This is a genomic window from Arenibacter nanhaiticus (assembly GCF_900141935.1).
In the GTDB taxonomy this organism is placed as follows: Bacteria; Bacteroidota; Bacteroidia; order Flavobacteriales; family Flavobacteriaceae; genus Arenibacter; species Arenibacter nanhaiticus.
Genome location: NZ_FQYX01000002.1, coordinates 250,018 through 271,607, shown reverse-complemented (window position 1 = coordinate 271,607; position 21,590 = coordinate 250,018). Strand labels below are relative to the sequence as shown.

Annotated in this window: 14 protein-coding genes; 7 read left to right on the top strand and 7 right to left on the bottom strand. The window is 39.6% G+C overall.

Going from position 1 to position 21,590, the window contains the following annotated elements; translation table 11 throughout:
• The first annotated feature begins 23 nt into the window (after positions 1-23).
• On the top strand, positions 24-2,210 hold the full coding sequence (locus tag BUA16_RS02490) for a glutamine synthetase III family protein (RefSeq protein ID WP_072763049.1): 2,187 nt from the start codon (positions 24-26) through the stop codon (positions 2,208-2,210).
• An 88-nt stretch (positions 2,211-2,298) separates the two neighbouring features.
• Positions 2,299-3,477: an AIR synthase related protein gene (locus tag BUA16_RS02485; RefSeq protein WP_072763048.1), complete on the top strand. Its 1,179-nt coding sequence runs from the start codon at positions 2,299-2,301 to the stop codon at positions 3,475-3,477.
• A gap of 833 nt (positions 3,478-4,310) precedes the next feature.
• Here the strand turns inward: BUA16_RS02485 and BUA16_RS18560 are convergent.
• Complete coding sequence (locus BUA16_RS18560) at positions 4,311-4,475, bottom strand: hypothetical protein (RefSeq protein ID WP_178338833.1); 165 nt, start codon at positions 4,473-4,475, stop codon at positions 4,311-4,313.
• 67 nt (positions 4,476-4,542) lie between these two features.
• Between BUA16_RS18560 and prfA the strand changes: the two genes are divergently transcribed.
• The 3 genes from prfA to BUA16_RS02465 all read left to right on the top strand — a co-directional run bounded on the left by prfA (position 4,543) and on the right by BUA16_RS02465 (position 7,370).
• Positions 4,543-5,619, top strand: coding sequence for a peptide chain release factor 1 (prfA, locus tag BUA16_RS02475; RefSeq protein ID WP_072763046.1), 1,077 nt, complete (start codon positions 4,543-4,545; stop codon positions 5,617-5,619).
• A 7-nt stretch (positions 5,620-5,626) separates the two neighbouring features.
• Positions 5,627-6,448: an orotidine-5'-phosphate decarboxylase gene (pyrF, locus tag BUA16_RS02470; RefSeq protein WP_072763045.1), complete on the top strand. Its 822-nt coding sequence runs from the start codon at positions 5,627-5,629 to the stop codon at positions 6,446-6,448.
• Between the two features lie 145 nt (positions 6,449-6,593).
• Complete coding sequence (locus BUA16_RS02465; protein WP_072763044.1) at positions 6,594-7,370, top strand: alpha/beta fold hydrolase; 777 nt, start codon at positions 6,594-6,596, stop codon at positions 7,368-7,370.
• Positions 7,371-7,769: 399 nt separating this feature from the next.
• On the opposite strand, the gene BUA16_RS02460 is transcribed toward BUA16_RS02465, so the two are convergent.
• From BUA16_RS02460 to purU, 5 genes are all read right to left on the bottom strand, one after another.
• On the bottom strand, positions 7,770-9,254 hold the full coding sequence (locus BUA16_RS02460) for a RagB/SusD family nutrient uptake outer membrane protein (protein ID WP_072763043.1): 1,485 nt from the start codon (positions 9,252-9,254) through the stop codon (positions 7,770-7,772).
• Positions 9,255-9,275: 21 nt separating this feature from the next.
• Entirely contained in the window at positions 9,276-12,491 is a 3,216-nt protein-coding gene (locus tag BUA16_RS02455) for a SusC/RagA family TonB-linked outer membrane protein (RefSeq protein ID WP_072763042.1), read from the bottom strand.
• A gap of 546 nt (positions 12,492-13,037) precedes the next feature.
• Positions 13,038-14,570 (bottom strand): helix-turn-helix domain-containing protein, encoded by a 1,533-nt coding sequence (locus BUA16_RS02450; protein WP_084668391.1) that lies wholly within the window; start codon positions 14,568-14,570, stop codon positions 13,038-13,040.
• Between the two features lie 446 nt (positions 14,571-15,016).
• Positions 15,017-15,718 (bottom strand): DUF4197 domain-containing protein, encoded by a 702-nt coding sequence (locus BUA16_RS02445; RefSeq protein WP_072763040.1) that lies wholly within the window; start codon positions 15,716-15,718, stop codon positions 15,017-15,019.
• 54 nt (positions 15,719-15,772) lie between these two features.
• Positions 15,773-16,624 carry a formyltetrahydrofolate deformylase gene (gene purU, locus BUA16_RS02440; protein ID WP_072763039.1) on the bottom strand — a complete coding sequence of 284 codons (852 nt, stop codon included), beginning with the start codon at positions 16,622-16,624 and terminating at the stop codon, positions 15,773-15,775.
• Between the two features lie 144 nt (positions 16,625-16,768).
• Between purU and BUA16_RS02435 the strand changes: the two genes are divergently transcribed.
• Positions 16,769-20,227: a methylmalonyl-CoA mutase family protein gene (locus BUA16_RS02435; protein ID WP_072763038.1), complete on the top strand. Its 3,459-nt coding sequence runs from the start codon at positions 16,769-16,771 to the stop codon at positions 20,225-20,227.
• 391 nt (positions 20,228-20,618) lie between these two features.
• On the opposite strand, the gene BUA16_RS02430 is transcribed toward BUA16_RS02435, so the two are convergent.
• On the bottom strand, positions 20,619-21,011 hold the full coding sequence (locus BUA16_RS02430; RefSeq protein WP_072763037.1) for a hypothetical protein: 393 nt from the start codon (positions 21,009-21,011) through the stop codon (positions 20,619-20,621).
• Between the two features lie 115 nt (positions 21,012-21,126).
• Here BUA16_RS02430 and BUA16_RS02425 point away from each other — a divergent pair, with 115 nt between their 5' ends.
• Positions 21,127-21,585 carry an Lrp/AsnC family transcriptional regulator gene (locus BUA16_RS02425; protein ID WP_072763036.1) on the top strand — a complete coding sequence of 153 codons (459 nt, stop codon included), beginning with the start codon at positions 21,127-21,129 and terminating at the stop codon, positions 21,583-21,585.
• Positions 21,586-21,590 lie beyond the last annotated feature (5 nt).

The window sequence follows — 21,590 nt, the reverse complement described above, 5'->3', positions numbered from 1 at the left end:
TTTAAATAAAATTGAAAACACCTATGTCAAAGCAAAGATTTGATGCCATAGCAAAAAGCTATACTAGAGAAAAGTTACCTATTGAGGAAAGCGGAAGACGTTCGGAGTATTTCGGGACCAATGTCTTTAATGAAGAAAGAATGTTGCAGTTTTTAACAAAGGAGGCCTACGATCGTGTAAAAGCGGCAATGGTTTCTGGAGCAAAAATCGATAGAAAAGTTGCCGATCAGGTGGCAGAAGGAATGAAGGCCTGGGCAATTTCTATGGGCGCCACCCATTATACACATTGGTTTCAGCCACTAACAGGTTCCACGGCAGAAAAACACGATGCCTTTTTCGATCTAAGGTCAGACGGCCGTGGGATGGAGAAATTTGGGGGCGGACAACTAGTACAGCAAGAATCCGATGCTTCTAGTTTTCCTAACGGAGGTATAAGAGATACCTTTGAAGCCAGAGGGTATACTGCATGGGATCCTACCTCTCCGGCCTTTTTGTATGGCACTACCTTATGTATACCAACGGTTTTTGTTGCCTATACAGGGGAGGCCTTAGATAATAAAGCGCCCTTGTTAAGAGCCTTGGGGGCTATAGACGAGGCCGCAACCGCAGTAGCCAAATATTTCGATAAAAATGTTGCCAAAGTAAATGCGACCCTAGGATGGGAACAAGAGTATTTCTTGATCGATAAATCCTTGGCAGATTCTCGTCCCGATATTAATTTGACCGGACGTACCCTGGTAGGACAATCTGCCGCAAAAGGACAACAGTTAGACGATCATTATTTTGGGGTAATACCTAGTAGAGTGCTCGAATTTATGAAGGATCTGGAAATAGAATGTACCAAGCTTGGTATTCCAGTAAAAACAAGACATAATGAAGTAGCGCCGAATCAGTTCGAATTAGCGCCTATTTTCGAAGAAACCAATTTGGCAGTAGACCATAACCTATTGCTGATGGATATCATGGCTAAAAAAGCCGATAAACATAACTTCACCATTCTTTTCCACGAAAAACCCTTTGCTGGAGTGAATGGTTCGGGAAAACACAATAACTGGTCATTGGCAACGGATACCGGCGTTAATTTATTGAGCCCGGGAAGTACCCCAATGAAAAACTTACAGTTTTTGACCTTTTTTGTGAATACCATCAAAGCGGTAGATACTTATGAAGAATTATTGCGTTCTTCTATAAGTTCGGCCAGCAACGATCACAGATTGGGAGCCAGTGAAGCACCTCCCGCGATTATGTCTATTTTTATCGGACAACAGCTCGATGCCGTTCTTAATGAATTGGAAGGGGTTACCAAAGGGAAACTGTCGCCAGAAGAAAAAACAGAATTGAAATTGAATGTGGTAGGGAAAATCCCTGAAATATTATTGGATAATACCGATAGAAACCGTACTTCCCCATTTGCCTTTACCGGAAATAAATTTGAGATGAGAGGGGTAGGTTCTACAGCCAATTGTGCCAAACCAATGACCTATTTAAATACCATCGTTGCCAAACAGCTATTGGATTTTAAAAAGGAGGTGGATCATTTAATCGATAAAAAAGGCTTTAAAAAAGATGAAGCTATTTTTAATGTATTAAGAGAATATATAAAAACTTCAAAAAGAATTAGGTTCGAAGGCGATGGCTATAGTGAAGCTTGGGAGAAAGAAGCTAAGACAAGAAAGCTAAGCAATAATAAAAATACGCCACAGGCCCTTCAGGTGCTTACCTCTAAAGATAGTTTAGAACTGTTCGAATCCATGAAAGTTTTAAGCGAGGTAGAAGTAAAAGTCCGCCATGAGGTAGAGTTGGAAGATTATATTATGCATATCCAAATAGAGGGGAGGGTCTTTAATGAACTTGTCTATAGCTATATAATTCCGGCGGCCGTAGAATATCAAAATAAATTGATACAGAATATAGTAGGCCTAAAAGAAATATATGGGGCCGACTACAAAAAAATGGCCGACAGTCAATTGGATATTGTAAACCGCATCTCCGAACATATTGGCGTTATTAAAACCAAAACCGATGCCATGGTTGAGGAAAGGAAAACAGCCAACAATATGGTCGATGTTACTGAAAAAGCCTTTGCTTATTGTGATAAGGTTAGACCATACTTCGATGAAATCAGATACCACTGTGACAAGTTAGAGCGCTTGGTAGACGATGAAATATGGCCTTTGACCAAATACAGAGAGCTTTTGTTTATCAAATAATAAAGAATTTTTAAATTCTTGGATTAAAAGCCCACATTTAGTGGGCTTTTTTTGTGGATTGAACTATTTTTGCACCAAAGTTTTAATCATGAGTTCATCCAATAGTAAAAGATACAATCAAAGAGGCGTTTCTGCTTCTAAGGAAGATGTGCATAACGCCATCAAAAACATTGATAAAGGGCTGTTTCCAAAAGCTTTTTGTAAAATTGTACCAGACTACCTTACCAATGATGACGACTATTGCTTGGTAATGCATGCCGATGGGGCAGGGACAAAATCGTCCTTGGCCTATATGTATTGGAAAGAAACTGGTGATATTTCTGTGTGGAAAGGAATAGCCCAAGATGCATTGATCATGAATATCGACGATCTTATTTGTGTAGGGGCTACAGACAATATAATGCTTTCTTCTACTATTGGTAGAAATAAAAACCTGATCCCGGGCGAGGTGCTTTCGGCCATTATTAATGGTACCGAAGAATTGATTACCGATTTGGCAGCACACGGAATCACTATTCGCTCTACCGGAGGGGAAACTGCCGATGTAGGCGATTTGGTACGTACCATTATCGTAGATTCTACCGTTACCGCAAGGATCAAAAAAACAGATGTGGTAGACAATGCCAATATTAAAGCCGGCGATGTTATTGTGGGCTTCTCTTCTTCAGGTCAGGCCAGCTATGAGAACGAATACAATGGCGGAATGGGCAGTAATGGACTTACTTCGGCCAGACACGATGTGTTCTCTAAATACTTGGCAGAAAAATACCCGGAGAGCTTCGACGCTGCCGTACCAGAAGAATTGGTGTACTCAGGAAATGTAAAATTAACAGATAGCGTGCCAGGTGCGCCACTGGATGCTGGGAAATTAGTGTTGTCGCCAACCCGTACCTATGCACCCATAGTAAAGAAAATATTGAGCAAGTATAGCGCTCAAGATATCCATGGAATGGTACACTGTAGCGGAGGAGCACAAACAAAAATCCTTCACTTTATAGACAACCTTCATATCGTAAAGGATAACTTATTCCCTGTGCCGCCTTTGTTTAAATTAATTCAAGAGCAGTCCGCTACCGATTGGAAGGAAATGTATCAAGTCTTCAATTGTGGCCATAGGTTAGAGCTATATGTAGATCCTGCTATTGCGGAAGATTTAATCGCAATTTCCGAAAGTTTCGGTGTCGAAGCCAAAATTATTGGAAGGGTAGAAGAGAGCGAAGTAAAAAAACTTACTATCGAAAGTGAATTCGGTACCTATATATATTAAGGTATACGAAAATCTTTCTTTTTCCTCGTTTTCTTAGAAAGAAGCCCTTTTTATGGAACGAAAATATTTTATAAGATCGCTGTGTTTTGGAGCAACCTTTGTCCAAACATTTTTTTGCTAAGCAAGGTTGTTCCAAAAATAGTGACAAGGAATCGGTTCAAGAATTTCTTTCCCCAACGGCCGATGGGACTACTTTTTATATGTGCCGTAATATTTTGGGCGTTCCCCTTCGGGTCGCTCTTTCCGCTGTATCTTTTTTAAACGGCCATAGCCCCTTAAAAAAGGATGCCGCTGCAATAGCTAACGCTTTTTCAAATGAGAATTAGTAATTGGATGAAAGATTGCCCATAAAACAAGCTTTGAAATGAGCATGACCGAAAACTGGTTGTAAAGACAAATGACGAAATGTGAATTACATATGACTGTTAAAAAACAATAGATATCGACATATGAAAATGGTCGTAATTCATCAAACTGTCAATATTCTCAATGACAAGCAAGCGCAGCGAGAAAATATAGTAAAGAAATTTCCAGTGGGCCCTAAATAGGAGCTCTCTGTGGTAATGGCTGCCGTTCCTGCTTGGGCAAGGGGCTCGCTTGTGCCGTCAGGGCAATTCCTATGCTAAGGCTCTTTTTTCTGCTAACCCTCGAATTTCAAATTAACACATTATCAAATTTTCAAATTCACCTCCCATTGTTAACTGCTAATTGATAATTGATAATTGAAAAGCGTTAGGGATCGCAGCGGCATCCCCGCAGCAGGGCAAGGGATATAGCGTAGAGCCCGCCCGACGAAGGAGGGAACGCCCAAATCATTGTCAAATGTAAGCTGCTTATTTGGTGTGTGAAGCGAAAATTGAAAATACTCCCTTTACAGGGGAAGCTGCTGTTTCCCTAAACTTCTGCTTGCCATAAGGATCGATAAAAAACAGTGGTCCTGCCAAGTTTGCAAGAAAAAACACCCCATATACTTGGTCGTATAAAAAAATTGAATCCATCTGCTCAATCAGATATGTTGAGTTGTTCAAATTTATCGTAAATTCGCAGACCAAGTGTAGATTGCATATGATAGATAAATTAAACATAGTAAAACAACGTTTCGATGAGATTTCAGATCTTATTATTCAGCCCGATATTATTGCTGATCAGAAGCGGTATGTTGCCCTTAATAAGGAATACAAAGATCTAAAAGAACTGAATGACAAAAGAGATCTTTATTTAGAGTTTACCAATAATATTGCGGAGGCAGAGGAGATTATTGCCGATGGTAGTGATGCCGAAATGGTAGAAATGGCCAAAATGCAATTGGAAGAAGCCAAGCAAGGCTTGCCAAAACTCGAAGAGGAAATAAAATTTCTTTTGATCCCTAAGGATCCAGAGGATGCCAAAAACGTCGTAGTAGAGATCCGCGCGGGTACTGGAGGAGATGAGGCCAGTATTTTTGCAGGTGACCTTTATAGAATGTATACCAAATATTGTGAGTCCAAAGGTTGGAAAACCAACGTAATAGATTTAAGTGAAGGAACCAGTGGCGGCTATAAGGAGATCCAGTTCGAGGTCAACGGAGAAGATGTCTATGGTACCTTAAAATTTGAAGCCGGCGTACACCGTGTGCAAAGGGTTCCCCAAACAGAAACCCAAGGAAGGGTACATACCAGTGCCGCAACGGTAATGGTGTTGCCAGAAGCCGAAGATTTCGATGTTCATATTGAGCCTAAAGATGTGCGAATAGATTTTTTCTGTTCCTCAGGACCAGGTGGGCAATCGGTGAACACAACTTATTCTGCCGTGCGTTTAACACACGTTCCGACCGGATTGGTAGCCCAGTGCCAGGATCAGAAATCACAGCATAAAAACAAAGAAAAGGCATTTAGAGTATTGCGCTCGCGTTTATACGACCAGGAATTGGCCAAAAAACAAGAAGAAGATGCTGCGAAACGTAACTCCCAGGTGAGTAGTGGTGACCGTTCTGCGAAAATTAGAACCTATAACTATCCGCAAGGAAGGGTGACGGATCACAGGATCGGACTTACCCTGTACGATTTGCAAAATATTATTAATGGCGATATTCAACGTATTATAGACGAATTGAGTTTAGTAGAAAATACCGAGAAATTAAAAGAGGCCTCAGAATTATTCTAATCTATATATGACGGCGCAGTTTTTAACAGAAGAAATCCGTAGAAAAAAATCGTTTCTATGTATCGGATTAGATACCGATTTAGATAAAATACCAGCATATCTTTTAAAAGAAGAAGATCCTATATTTGCCTTTAATAAGGCTATTATAGATGCTACCCATCATTTATGCGTGGCCTATAAGCCCAATACTGCATTTTATGAGGCGTACGGTATTAAAGGTTGGAAAGCCTTGGAAAGGACCATAAACTACCTAAATGAAAAGTATCCGGAAATCTTTACTATTGCCGATGCAAAACGTGGCGATATAGGCAATACTTCTACCAGATATGCCAAAGCCTTTTTTGAAAATCTAGGGTTCGATTCGGTGACCATAGCACCCTATATGGGGAAGGATTCGGTAGAACCATTTTTGGCCTTTAAGGATAAATACACCATACTATTGGCATTGACTTCCAATATGGGAGCTTTCGATTTTCAGACCAAACAGTTAGAAGATCAAGAATTGTACAAAAAAGTTTTGCAGACCTCCCTGACCTATGAGAATTCAGAAAATCTGATGTATGTGGTTGGTGCTACCAAAGCAAGTTTCTTGACGGATATACGAAAAATAGTTCCTCAAAGTTTTCTGTTGGTCCCTGGTGTTGGGGCGCAAGGAGGCAGTTTGCAAGAAGTATGTAAATACGGCATGAGTGATAATGTTGGCTTATTGGTTAATTCTTCCAGAGGGATTATATATGCCTCCAACCAAGAAGATTTCGCAAAAGCGGCAGCTAAAAAGGCCTTGGAATTGCAAAAGGAAATGAGCGAAGAATTAAAAAACAGGAACTAGTCAAGGTTTTCTGTAATAATTCTCCAAAAATTCGGGCTTTTCCGCTTTCTTATATAAAGGGATCGGGAAAGCTCGAAAATTTTTAATATTTACCATCCCGACTGGGTGTCCAATAGTTTTCTTCGATCAAAATGAAACCTATCTATTGTTAAGTTATACTATTCATAAGCATCAAACCCAAACGCAATGGGTAACCTTTGTGCACGGGGCAGGAGGTAGCTCTACTATTTGGTACAAGCAGCTGCGAGAGTTTAGAAAACACTTTAATGTGGTGCTCCTAGATTTAAGGGGGCACGGGAATTCTAAAGTGCACCTAAAAGATGCTTTTAAGGACAAGTATACTTTTGACAATATTACCCACGATATCATAGAGGTCATCGATTTTGAAAATATTCCAAGGTCACATTTTATAGGGATTTCATTAGGGACTATTTTAATTCGCAATTTGGCCGAAAAACATCCCCATAGGGTAGACCGAATGGTGATGGGAGGGGCTATCATGAAATTAAATTTCAGGTCACAGGTATTAATGCGCTTGGGAATCATCTTTAAATCGGTCATTCCATACCTGTGGTTGTACAAGTTTTTTGCTTTTATGATCATGCCCAATAAGAATCATAGAGAATCGCGTTTACTATTTGTACGCGAGGCCAAAAAACTATATCAAAAAGAATTTATCCGATGGTTTAAACTCACCTCGGAAATAAATCCATTGCTTCATTTCTTTAGAACGGTCGATATCAAAATCCCAACCTTGTACGTTATGGGGGAAGAGGATTATATGTTTTTGCCTACCGTTAAACAAGTAGTGCAATCCCACTGTGCATCGTCTTTGGTGGTGGTCCAAAAATGTGGGCATGTGGTGAATGTAGAACAGCCCTTGTTCTTTAATGATACTGTTATTCAGTACCTACAGTCTTAAACAAAAGAAGATTCCTGTTGTTTTAGTTAAATAGGCCCTGTATCTTTTAAGCGATAGGGGTTACAGATGGGGTGTTTACGCAATTAAGGCATATCGTACCTTGATTTTGCAACTAATCCATTTTAAGCAGTCAAAATTAAAGGTCAGGGGGATTAATCTCAGCTTGCTTTAAACGGTGTGAAAAGCCTTCTAAACAGCTAAGATGGAGTTGGAGTAGCTAGGGAAGCTTTGGATTATATGGCCTATGAATTTTTGAAAGACAGTCCGGAATCCCAATCACAAGAATTAGGGAAGGGAATGTTACTTTTTTGAGAACGAGCTTTAGGAAAGACAATAAAAAACGCCCATCAAAATTAAATTTTGATGGGCGTTTGTACGGCTACAATAACCTTTAATTACTTATAGGCTAATGTTAGGATTGTTTTGGACTTCACTTTGTGGAATGTCAAAACTTAAACGATCGTCGTTGTAAGGAATGCTGGTTCCGGCAGAAGAAAGATGGTTAGGACCACGAGTAATGGTAGCCTTGTTTCTCTTCATCGCCAAATAGCTTTTTCCTTCACCCCAAAGTTCAATTCTCGTTTGTAGGTATATCTCGTCCAATAACGCTTGTCCGCTCAATGAGTCTACATACGCTGTTTCCAATTCAGTAGCTAAACGCTCTTTTAGTAAAGTCTTAAGTGAGGTTCTTGCACCAGCTTCGTCTCCAGATTTTGCAGCAGTTTCTGCATGTAATAAATACATCTCTGCAATTCTCATATAAACGTAATCCGTAGTAACACTTCTTTGTCCTCCAATTTTACGCTCAGGAGCATAGAACTTTCCAGTTGGGTATAGACGGCTAGTATCTTCGGTTGCATCCTGGTCTTCGAATTGTGCCTTTCTAACATCGGTAGCAGGGATGGCAGCGTACAGGTTTTGATCGATTACTTTAGGATCTCCTGCCCATGTATAACTATAGGTAAAAAGGTCCATCTGTCCCCACCAAGAAACAAGATCTAAGTCATTGTCCAAAGTAAGGTCAACGCCCCACATCCATCCAGAAGTAATTACATCGTTAAACCCGGCTGTAACCTCTTCTTTGCTCATAAGCGTGTATTTGCCATCTGTAATGATTTTTTTAGCTTCTATAGCAGCTTCGGCATTCTTGCCGATAGCAGCATAAGCATAGGCCAAAAGACCGCGGGCAACATCTTGATCTACTTCGTTTTTGGCAGCTCTAGTAAAGCCATCAAGAAGAGTGATCGCGTCGGTAAGGTCTGCTACGATTAAGTCGTAAACCTCTTGCGCAGTGCTTAACGGCTGGTTAGCGGCTTTAGTGTCAGTATAAATAGGTAAAATAGCATCTGAAGCTTGGTATCCTTGTGAGAAATAGTTGGCTAAATAGAAATAGGCATAAGCCCGCATTGCTTTGGCCTGTCCCATATATTGGCGAGCCTCGTCTAGTTCTAGCTCAGCATCATTACCTCCCAAACCATCAATAACGGTATTGGCGCCAAAAATTATTCTGTAGTAGTATCTCCAAACCTTATAATTGTTATTGTTGGTATAGTCTACAGTAGAGGTCATATCGGCAATGGTTCTATACCATCCGTAGGTGGTCCCGCCCAATACCATATCGGAAGACAACATATCGCTATAAATATCGTATCCCTTTTGACCAAAATCATCGTGATCCAAGTCTGTACCTCCAGTACCGGTTTTATACATAGTAGCATACATTCCTGTTACGTTAGCAGCTTGTAATCCCGGGTTTAATTTAGAAGCCTCAGCAATTTGATCAGAGGATATAAACTCCGTTGGCTTTGTTTCTAGGTAATCATCACTACAGCCTAAAGTTAATAGGCTTGTAGCAAGAATTGAAATATATAATTTAGATTTCATAAGTTGTTTCAATTTTTAAAATTAAAATTTAGCTCTTACTCCAAAAGTTACAGTAGATAATGGAGAATATCTGTATCGATCAGAAGTTCCTGCCTCATCGGTTGAAGGGTTAAACCCTTTTCTTTCAGATAACAACCAAAGGTTGTCCCCAGAAACCCAAAAGTTAAGGTTTGACATTCCAATTTTTTCAACATACATCTTTGGAATGGTGTAGCCCAAACGGATATTGTTTAGGTTTAAGAAGTCGGACTTCGTAATAAACCTTGTTGAAGAAGAAACAACATTTTTGTCGAAGGCACTAGACAGGCGAGGTACATCGGTAACATCACCTGGTTGTTGCCATCTGTTTAAGATGTCTGTATGCCAGTTGTTTCCGCCCACTTGATCGTTATCCATTAATCCGGCGTAAGCTGCATCATAAGCATAGCCACCAACACTGTATAGGAACTGGGCACTTAGGTCAAATCCTTTATAGCCAGTACTTAGGTTAAAGGCACCTCTTACCGTAGGAATGGCCGATTTTCCAACATATTTCTGCGTTGCTTCGGAATAAGTTTCGGTAGTAGCCATAGAAAGCGCGTTGGCTCTTTCTGGGTACTGGGCCACATAATCAGCCATAGAAGAAACTCTTTCGGCAGCTTGCAATTGACCGTCATTGTTTTCATCGAAATAGTAAACATTCCAAGTACTTACCCCAGTGTCTGTGTTTACCCCTGCATATTCCCTCGTATAAAAATCATATAGAGAATGCCCTACAGACCTACCAAAACGACCGTCGATATCAATGATCTTTTGTTCACCAGTTTCTGGCTCAATAGGCATTTTTGTAAGTTCATTGTTTAAGAACTCTCCGTTAACAGATAAATCAACATAGAAATCGTCTGATTTTACAAGGTGGGCTGTTACGTCAAATTCCAATCCTTTGTTGCGCAATGCACCGTCGTTTACTTTGATGAGGGCATATCCGATAGAAGGACCTACGCGACGATCAAAAATTAAATCATCTGTATTCTTAACATAGTAATCTACAGCGACATCTAAAAAGCTTCCGATACCGAATTCGACACCAGTCTGGAACATTTTAGAAGTTTCCCAAGTAAGATCAGGATTTCCTTTAGAGTCAAATGACAATGAAATTCCATCGTTTAAGTTTTCAATCTCAAAAAGATCGTACCCAGGGTAGTAACCAACACCACCTTGCTCACCAATAAGACCGTAACTTGCTTTTAGCTTTAAATTGCTGAAAATGTCCTGGTTGTACATGAAATCTTCATTGATCACGGCCCAAGCCGCACCTATAGATCCAAAAGTACCCCATTTGTTCTTTAAGAACCTAGAAGATCCATCCCTTCTTACGGTACCAGAAAGAAAATATTTGTTGTCGTAGTTGTAATTTAATTGTCCAAAATAACTTTCCAAAGTGTAATCTCTAGTATAAGAATTTGCCGGTGAAGAAACTACCGCATTGTTTAGCTCTGTACCAAAAGGATCTACCAACTTAGTTTTGTAGGCATTAAGATATTTTCGCTCCCATGAATTGTTTTCGTGAGCAACCAATGCTTCTACACTATGGTCATCAAATTGCTTCTTAAATCGCAATAAGTTTAACATATTATAAGAGAAAACCTCTGTTTTGGTTTTGTAGATAGAACCTCCGCTGGTCGAACTTGGGCCATAGAAAGGGCCGTTTTGCTCGTCGTAAGAACTGTTGTAATACTGAGATCCAAAACGGTTTTCTAAAGTAAGGTAATCCGTAAATTTAACATCTAAGGAAGTATTGAAGTTAATCTCATGGTTCATTCTATTCTGAACACTGTTCTGAGCATCAGAAATAGCATTGGTCAGACCACCAAAACCTCTTCCTTGCCCATAATCGTATACGTTGCCGCCATAGTAAGGATCAGGAATGGTATTGCCATCAGCATCTCTTAAAAACAATGGATAGATAGAAGGAATATTATCTACAAACCAGAAAACACTTCCAGAATCTTCAGATTGTCCACCATTGTTGGTTTCAGAAACGGTATACCCTAGGTTCATAGAACCGTGCAACCAATCCTTCACTTGGTGGTTTACATTTAAACGGGCAGAATAACGTTCGTAGTCAGAGTTGATAGAATACCCTTTGTCATTTAAATATCCAATAGAGCTAAAGTAGTTGGTTTTGGCATTACCACCACTAATTTTTAGGTTGGCCTCTGTTCTGGTTGAAGCTTGAAAAGCGTAATCTTCCCAGTTTTCCGGATTGTATTTACGCGTAACCCCTTCTCTTACCATGCCGGTTGCTGGGTCTATAAGTTCACCACCATTGGCAACATTCCACATATTGTAATTAGTAGAGATTCCGCTTTTAGAAAATAAGGCGGCATTCGCGTAATCTACCGGGTTTGGATAATCATCTGCAATTTTTGGATCACTAGAAGCTCTATTTTTAAGACCTTCCCAGCTCAAACCTATATATTGTTCCGGAGATTTAATGGTGCTGTATCTTGGCAATAGGCTAAAGTTTTGACCAGTTTTGGTTTCAACTTCTATATAGTCGTTCCCATTTTTTCCTTTTTTAGTGTTTATAACAACCACACCATTTGCTCCACGCGCACCAAAAATAGCAGTTGCCGAGGCATCTTTAAGAATAGTAGTAGAAGCAATATCGCTTGGGTTTAAAGCGCTGATGTTACCAGAATATGGTACACCATCTACCACGTATAAAGGGTCTCTGTTTCCGTTTACAGAACCAAAACCTCTAATACGGATGGTCGCTTCGGAACCAGGCTGTCCAGAAGTGTTGATGACACGAACACCTGCAGATTCACCAGTCAAGGCTTGAGAAACGTTAGAAACACTTTTTCGATCCAATAACTCAGAATCGATCTGTTTTACCGATCCGGTAAAAGATTGCTTGGTAGAGGTACCGTAACCAACTACAATAACCTCTTCCAGTGCCTGGGCATCTTCTTCCATAACAGCATTAACAGTGTTGCTGTTGCCTACGACAATAGTAAGGGTTTTTTGTCCTACATAACTAAAAGATAAGGACTGGCCTACACTCGCTTTAATGGTATAGTTTCCATCAAAATCCGATTGGGTACCGTTAGTAGTACCAACGACAAGAATGTTTACCCCCGGCAGTGGCAAGCCAGACTGGTCGGTAACATTACCCGTAATTGTTTTTTCCTGAGCCATCATCACCAATGACACCAGAAATAATTTTAAGAATAAGAAATACTTAATTTTCATAAAAATTAATTTGAGTTAGTTAAACGCTTCTCTGGGTACAATGGGGTAGATGTTTTTTTCGGCAGCTAATCCAAATAAAAAAAAACGAAAACAAATAAGTTGCTTCTTTCCTCTACCCATTGCATCCAACTATCAAATTAAACCTAGAAGTGTTGATTTTGATTTATTCCCGACCAAAATTTACCTTGGTTAGACTTAAATTAACTTTAAAAATGTTATTAAGTATCTAGTATTTAAGGGTTTGATGTGATTTTAAGGAATTAAGAAAAATTAATATAAAATTAACTTTAATTAGGATAAAGGTCTAGTTATGGGGTTGGCTACAGGTTGTTTTTTTTGGATGCTTATGGAAGCCACGGACTAATTGTTATAGTAGTCGGAAATTGGAGAGAATAGGAGTCGTAGCAGGCGACTTTTTCTTAATAAAGATAATGGGGAGTTAAACATATCTGAATAGAGAAATGGATTGTATAAAGGTAGGGGAGCTTTTTTATTTTTTCGGAATTGTACATAGCGAATTACCTTTAATAAAATTAATAAAAAGTATTAACCGTTTACAATAATCTCACTCTTTTGTTCTTTAATATATTGCGAAGGAGTCATTCCTTTTCTCTTCTTAAAGGCCTTGTAAAAAGATACTTTGTTGTTAAAACCAGATTCGTAGATTAGATCGGTGATCAAGTCTATTTGATAGTCATTTTTCTCAATAATGTTAATGGCTTCCTGAACCCTGAAATCATTGATAAACTCATAAAAGTTCTTTCCAAATTCCTGATTGATGACCTGGGAAAGACTGTAACGATCGGTGTTTAGACTTTTTGCCAGTTTTTCTAGGGTAATGGTATTGTCTAAGTAAACCTTTTCATTTTCAATGAGTTTTAATAATTGTTCCCTAAGGGTTTCAATCATATCTTCTGTCAATCCAGAATTTTTGTACTTTACCTTGGGTTTGGGTTTTAGTGCCTCAGTTTTGGTAAGGATTTCGGGTTGTATAAACAACATGATAGCGCAGACACCGATAAAAAGAGAAAGTAAAATAGCGCCTATATATTTAGAAATATAGTTAAAAGACGGAATCTCTGCAAAAAGGGCACGGCTAAGTACAATTAATATTATGGCAGCTAAAAATGAAATAGCAAGGACAAACCATTTCTTGTTAGAGAAGTTAAGGCTGTTTCTGTGTTCTTTATACAACCTAAATAACATTATTAGGTATAAGGTACTGTGGATGAATTTAAGGTATGCGTTTTGGATGATAAATGCCACATTGTTGCTCGGAGACAATGGTGAATTAAGACCATCCGTTATGTTAATATGAATTAATAGCAGTAAACAAAAAAATACAAATACACCATAGTGTTTTGTGATTTTCAAGGTACTGCCATTGGAGGTGATATTTAATTTTTTTCGGATATATAAATAAAGGGAAGGTGCCCAAAGAAAGAAATGAATATGATAGAAAAACTCTTTAGGAGTATAATTAAAATCTTGGATCCAATACACTGAAAGCTCTAATAACATTATGGAAACACCGAAGAGGAATATCGCGAGAAAAATATTGTGCGTATTTACATTTTTATGGTTTTTAAGCAGTTTGGCAGCCAAGAATATACCGCTGATAGCAAACACAAGAAATAAGTAATTTAATAAATCTTGCTGTGTAGAACTTTGATAGTCTCCCGGCTGTGCCTGATTCTCTATAAGAGTGGCTGAACTTCCAAGCAGGTGATGTGTCGCTTGAATTTGATTTTTTAAATAGGTGTTTTTTCTCGCAAGTTCGTTAATAGAGTCTACCGCAAGTTTGCTGGCCGCAAAAAATTTTTGAAAGGAAGCAGACTTGTCATAGCCTTTTAAATGGGCCGATAACAAGAAGGCGTATGCCTCGCTGTAGTTCTGGTTTTTATAGGCGCAAACGCCAATTTTAAAGCATTCTTCCGAACTGAGGGCCTCAATATCCGTGGATAGCAGTTCATGATTTTCTAGGATCCCGCAATCGATATTTTGTAGATCGGTATCGTTAGACCAGCCCATTTGTAAAATTGATACGAAAAGATACAATAAATAATTCTTCAATCTCATGGGGGATAGCACTTCAGGAAGGGCGAAAATACTATTTTAAAGGGGTAGTTTTGTGATATTTTTCATAAAGGAGTGTTAAAATAGGGGTTAGTTAACATTGATAAGGGAATTTGTAATTTTTAGGTAGTCTTTTTCCTCTATTAGAGTAGAGAACATAAATATGTTGTACTAATGGTATGGAATAAGGATGTCCGAAAACTGGTCGAAAATACATATTTAGCTATGCGAATGACCTAAGTCTTATGAAGAACAATAAAACCAAGATGAAAAAAACCGGTGTTGCCACCGGTTCTAAACTAACTAACTTAAAAAAAACACTAACTTAAATCCTTAAAACAAATAAGGCTGATTTTAGGCTGTATCACGACTTATTTACTTTCCTTATAATAGGAGTAACGCGATTAAATCATATTTATTGTAATGTTTTTTGTATAAAAATCTCATTATTAATCTTGTAGCGCAAAAACACGTCTTAAAATGTCGGTGGTTCTAGAGGTAGTCTTAGTTCTAATTTCTTTTTCTTCTAGAGCTATCATGGTATAGACTCCCGCCAAGGCTTCTTGAGTAACATAATCTGTCAGGTCCGGATTTACCGGACTTATAAAAGGGATGTTATTGTACCGGGTGATGAGTTGGTTCCATATTTGGTCTGCACCTACTTTTTCAAAAGAATTTTTAATCACGGGACTAAACTTGTTGTATAGTTCTGCCTGGGTATTGTTGGTAAGGTAGACAGTGGCGGCATTGTCTGCACCTAGTAAAATGTTCTTGGCATCGTTAAAGGTAATGCCCTTTACGGCACTAACGAAAATTGGTGTTGCCTCTTTTACGGCATCTTCCGCAGCCCGGTTCAATATCTTTAGTCCTTCATCGGCCAAATTGGATAATCCAATATCTCTGAGGGTTTTATCTACTTTTTGTAGTTCTTGCGGTAGGACAATCTTAACCAGGTCGTTCTTATAAAATCCATCGGTTTCGGTGAGCCTGCTTACCTGTTTATCAATGCCTATTTCCAAGGCCTGTCTTAGGCCGTTTGCAATATCCGTATTGTTAACAACACCTCCTTGGGGAAGGTTGTTCACTACCTGTTGTAATTCAGCGCATCCGAAGCATTGAAAAAGAACAAGACACAGTATAATTTTTTTCATGTAGTGAGATTTATGTTAAAGATACTCAAATGATATTGTTAGGGAATTGATCATTTATGTAAATATGACTGTTTTGTTGTTGTATACCATTGTTTTTCGTCGAATATGTAGCTTCACCGCCCTAGAAAGTACAATTTTTTCCAAATCCCGCCCCTTGGTAATGAAGTCTTTAATGTTATGGGAATGGGATACCGTGGTAACATCTTGTTCTATGATGGGTCCGGCATCCAATTCTTCGGTCACATAATGACTGGTAGCCCCAATAATTTTTACCCCACGTTCAAAAGCCGCATGATAGGGCTTGGCGCCTGCAAAGGCCGGTAAAAAAGAATGATGGATATTGATGATTTTGTTAGGGTACCGATCTATGATCTTTTGGGTTACTATTTGCATATAACGGGCTAAAACTATAAAATCAATTTCGTATTGATCCATTAGCCTTAGCTGTTCGTTCTCGGCATCTTCTTTGGTGTCCTTGCTAACAGGAACATGGAAAAAAGGAATGCCAAATTGTTGGGCCACATATTCCAAGTCGGGATGGTTGCTTAAAATAAAAGGAATCTCAACTTCCAATTCCCCAGAGTTGTATCGGCTAAGCAAATCGTATAAACAATGATTGTATTTAGAGACCCATAAGGCCATTTTAGGTCTTTTAGATCCTATGTATAAGCTCCATTCCATTTGATAGGGCTGGGCCAGCTCTTCTTCAAATTTCTGTTTAAGGGTGCTAATGTCCGGAATGTTGTTTTCGAAATCACTTTCCAAGCGCATAAAAAAGACACCGGCTTCTTTATCTACGTGTTGATCGATGTAAATAATGTTGCCGCCATTTCTATAGATAAAGCTAGTAACGGTACTAATAATGCCAGATTGGTCGGGACAGTGAATGAGGATAGTGGTTTTCAAAGGAATACTATTTATAACCGTAAATTTAGGATTTTAGGAAGGAAGTCTCCTAAGAACGGAATGTTTTTATAATATTCTAAAAATAAGCGGTAGTTTTTTGTGTATTCATTAAATTGCATACCAATATATATCCTATTATTGAATATGAAACAAATAACTCCTTACTTGCCAAAGAACAAAGTGCGTATCGTTACGGCCGCCTCACTTTTCGATGGGCACGATGCTGCAATTAATATTATGCGCCGTATCATACAGGCAACAGGTGTCGAAGTAATTCATCTTGGGCACGATCGCAGTGTACATGAGGTGGTTAATTGCGCTATTCAGGAAGATGTGAATGCCATTGCCATTACCTCTTACCAAGGAGGGCATAATGAGTATTTCAAATATATGCGCGACTTGTTGTTGGAAAGAGGAGCGGGGCATATTAAAATATTTGGCGGTGGGGGAGGTGTTATTCTTCCACAAGAAATAAAAGAGTTGATGGAGTATGGTATCACCCGAATTTATGCCCCTGATGATGGCAGAACCATGGGCTTGCAAGGAATGATCAACGATTTGGTTCGCCAAAGCGATTTTGCCATGCCAGACTTAAAGGCAGAAGAGGTAAATGCCTTGGGGCAATCGCTTAAAAATAAGAACGAGCATATTATAGCGCGGCTTATTACCCTAGCAGAGAATAATGCCGAAAAATTTTTACCCTATAGTTCGGTCTTGAAGGCTTCTGATAAAATTATACCGGTACTTGGCATCACAGGTACCGGGGGAGCAGGCAAGTCTAGTTTGGTCGATGAGTTGATACGTCGGTTTTTAGTAGATTTTCCACAAAAGACCATTGGGGTGCTTTCGGTAGACCCTTCAAAAAGAAAAACAGGCGGTGCATTGTTGGGCGATCGTATCCGAATGAATGCCATCGATAATAGTCGGGTGTACATGCGTTCCCTTGCGACACGTCAGGCAAATGTGGCCCTGTCCAAAAACATCGGTGAAGCCCTACAGGTATTAAAAGCGGCCGAATTTGATATCATTATTTTGGAAACCTCGGGAATAGGGCAGTCAGATACTGAAATAATAGCACATTGCGATGTGTCCCTATATGTGATGACACCAGAATTTGGGGCCGCTACCCAATTGGAAAAAATTGATATGTTGGATTTTGCCGACCTGGTAGCCATCAATAAATTTGATAAACGCGGTGCCTTGGATGCCGTAAGGGATGTCAAAAAACAATATGTCCGCAATCATGGACTTTGGGAGGCAAAACAAGACGAATTGCCCATTTTTGGCACCATTGCTTCGCAATTTAACGATCCGGGAATGAACCGACTCTACAAGGAGGTCATGGAGAAGGTGGTCCAAAAAACAAAGGCAGCCCTGCATTCCCAATACAAGGTTGGCGTGCAGTCGGAAGAAAATATTTTTGTAATCCCCCCATCCCGTACGCGCTACCTTTCAGAAATAGCAGAAAGTATCCGTTTGTATGATGCTAAGGTGAACCAACAGTCAGAAGTGGCACAGCGCCTATATGGAATCTTTAAAGCCATAGAAGCCGTAGCAGGAATAGATAATAAGGATAATTTTGAATCGACCTTTTTATCCCCTGAATTTCAAAAAGAAACCCTTCTGAAAAAGGTAAAGAAGGAAAACGCCAAAGGGCTACTGTCTCTTTTGTTGGAAGAATTTGAAAGTCTCAAAATTACCTTGGATCCCCAGTATTGGAGACTTCTTCAAAATTGGCAGGATAAGGTACAACGGTATAAATTACCCGTGTATAGCTTTAAGGTGCGCGGCAAGGAAATAAAGATAGCGACAAGCACAAAATCCTTATCACAAACGGACATCCCTAAAATAGCCCTGCCCAAATACACGGCTTGGGGCGATCTGTTGCGGTGGAGTCTACAGGAAAATGTGCCTGGTGAATTTCCGTATACCGCCGGACTCTATCCTTTTAAAAGGACAGAAGAGGATCCTGCTAGGATGTTTGCTGGGGAAGGAGGTCCTGAACGTACCAATAGGCGTTTTCATTACGTAAGCCAAGGAATTCCGGCAAAAAGACTGTCTACGGCCTTTGATTCCGTCACCTTATATGGCAATGATCCTGACAAACGCCCAGATATTTATGGGAAAATAGGGAATGCAGGGGTGTCGGTATGTTGTTTGGACGATGCTAAAAAACTCTATTCTGGCTTCGATCTAAGCAACGCTATGACTTCGGTGAGTATGACCATCAATGGTCCGGCACCTATGTTGTTAGGCTTTTTTATGAACGCTGCGATCGATCAGAACTGTGAAAAATATATTCATGAACACGGGCTCGAAAAGGAAGTTGAAGCGAAAATAAAAATGCTCTACAAGGGGAAAGAAGATAAAAGACCTTTTTATATGGGCGAACTTCCCCAGGGGAATAATGGGTTGGGCCTACTTCTGCTAGGGGTTACCGGAGATGAAGTGTTGCCCAAAGAAGTGTATGAGACCATTAAAAAGAAAACCTTAAAGCAAGTCAGAGGTACCGTGCAGGCCGATATTTTAAAAGAAGACCAAGCCCAAAATACCTGTATCTTTTCGACAGAATTTGCCCTGCGGCTTATGGGCGATGTACAGGAATATTTTATAGCAAACGACGTCCGTAATTTTTACTCCGTATCTATCTCTGGCTATCATATTGCCGAGGCCGGGGCCAATCCCATTACCCAATTGGCATTTACCTTGGCCAACGGATTTACCTATGTAGAATACTACCTGAGCAGGGGGATGGATATTAATAAGTTTGGTCCCAATCTCTCATTTTTCTTCTCAAACGGGATCGACCCGGAGTATGCCGTGATCGGAAGAGTCGCCAGAAAAATATGGGCCAAGGCCATGCAGCAGAAATACGGTGCCGACCCTAGGGCGCAAATGCTAAAATATCACATCCAAACTTCCGGGAGGAGCCTGCATGCACAAGAAATAGATTTCAACGATATCAGGACCACCTTGCAGGCCTTGTATGCCATTTATGACAATTGTAATTCCTTGCATACCAATGCCTATGACGAGGCAATTACGACCCCTACCGAAGAATCGGTAAGGAGGGCTATGGCAATTCAATTGATTATCAACAAAGAACTAGGACTGGCCAAAAATGAGAACCCCATTCAAGGTGCCTTTATTATCGAAGAATTAACCGATTTGGTAGAAGCGGCCGTGTTGTTGGAGTTTGATCGCATCACCGAAAGGGGCGGCGTACTAGGAGCTATGGAAACCATGTACCAGCGTTCTAAAATTCAAGAAGAGAGCTTGTATTACGAAACCCTAAAACACAATGGTGAATTTCCTATAATTGGGGTCAATACCTTTTTGAGCTCTAAAGGCTCCCCTACCATTTTGCCGGTAGAAGTTATTCGGGCCACGGAAGCGGAAAAACAGGCGCAAATACAAACCTTGGAAAATTTAAAGGAAAGAAATCAGCTTAAAGCAAAGAAAGAGCTAAAAGAACTTCAAGAGGCTGCCGTTACATCCCATAATATTTTTGAAAAACTAATGGAAGTCAGTAAAGTCTGTTCTCTAGGAGAAATTACCAAAGCCTTATTTACGGTAGGCGGCCAATACAGAAGGAATATGTAGGTGAAAATCCATATTTCCTTGGCTTTCAGACTTGTTTTTTGGGCGTTCCCTCCTTGCGTCGGTCGGGCTCTTGGCTATATCCCTTGCTCCGCTGCGAGGATGCCGCCGCGCTCCCTAACGCAAAAGCAAGTCGCCATTATTTCAAGTAGCAATGTATAAATGCTGTAGTTGAAAAAAGAAATATAGACGTTAGGTCCCGATTAAGAGCTAGGAGAATAGACCACGTGCCAGTGGTGTAGAGTCTCTATCGGGAGGACGCAAAATGTGAAAAGCTCGCACTGGACCGTCGATATGATTCGATCTAGGGATAGTTCGAAAAGCCATACCTTTCAGTAGGAATCACGGGACGAAGCAGTCTTAAAGGCGATGTAAAATGAGTAATATCAAGTCTTTAACGACGAATAGATCTTCGCCATACTTTAAATAATCTACGGAAGCTTTTTATTTCACTCCTTAAAAGATTGAGGTATTCTTTTTCTTTTACCCCATCTTTTTCCAGACCAGTGCAATAAGAATTAATGTTTCTTAACATAATAGCTATAAAAGTGGCACTTTTCATCCTTACTGCATAGGATTCTGATTGTTCCGCAGCAGCAATTTGTTGAGGTATTAAAATAGCGTCAGTTAATAAGGAATCTGCAATGATATCCCTAAGACTGTTTGATTGGTAAAGTTTCAATAAATCCTTGTTGTAAGATACATAGGATGCAATTTCCCTACTCATTAGACAAAGGTCCAGAGATTTACGGTAAATAGGAATCGAACGAAGGTTTTTATATGGCATTTCTAAACAGCAACTTTTGTTATTTAAAATTACGATGAATCTAACAATATTGTATTTGTTTTCGTTAGTAAAGTTGTATATTAGATTTAGATAATAAAGTAATTAAGGTAAAAATATGTTGAATACAAAGATCGATGCCCTCAATTGGAAAATCCTGCATTTTCTACAGCAAAATGCCCGGGAATCTTTTGCGAATATTGCCAGAAAAGTGGGGCTAACGGCTCCGGCGGTAGCAGAGCGGGTTAAAAAAATGGAGGATGTCGGAGTGATTACCGGATATAAGGCCGTATTGTCGCATTCCCATACTGGATTTCAATTAAAAGCCATCATTACGCTCCGAGCTTTTATGGGGAAATTAAAGCCCTTTTTGGAGGCGGTAAATTCCTATGAAGAAGTGGTAAACTGTTATCGGATTACTGGAAACGAAAATATCATTATGATGGTAGTGTTGAAAGATCAGTTTCATTTAGAGAAATTTATCGATAAATTGATTCAATATGGGGAGACACGAACCCATATCATTCTTTCCGATGTGGTTTCTAATGCCCCGATAAGAAAAAAGGAAAACTTGTAAAAGGA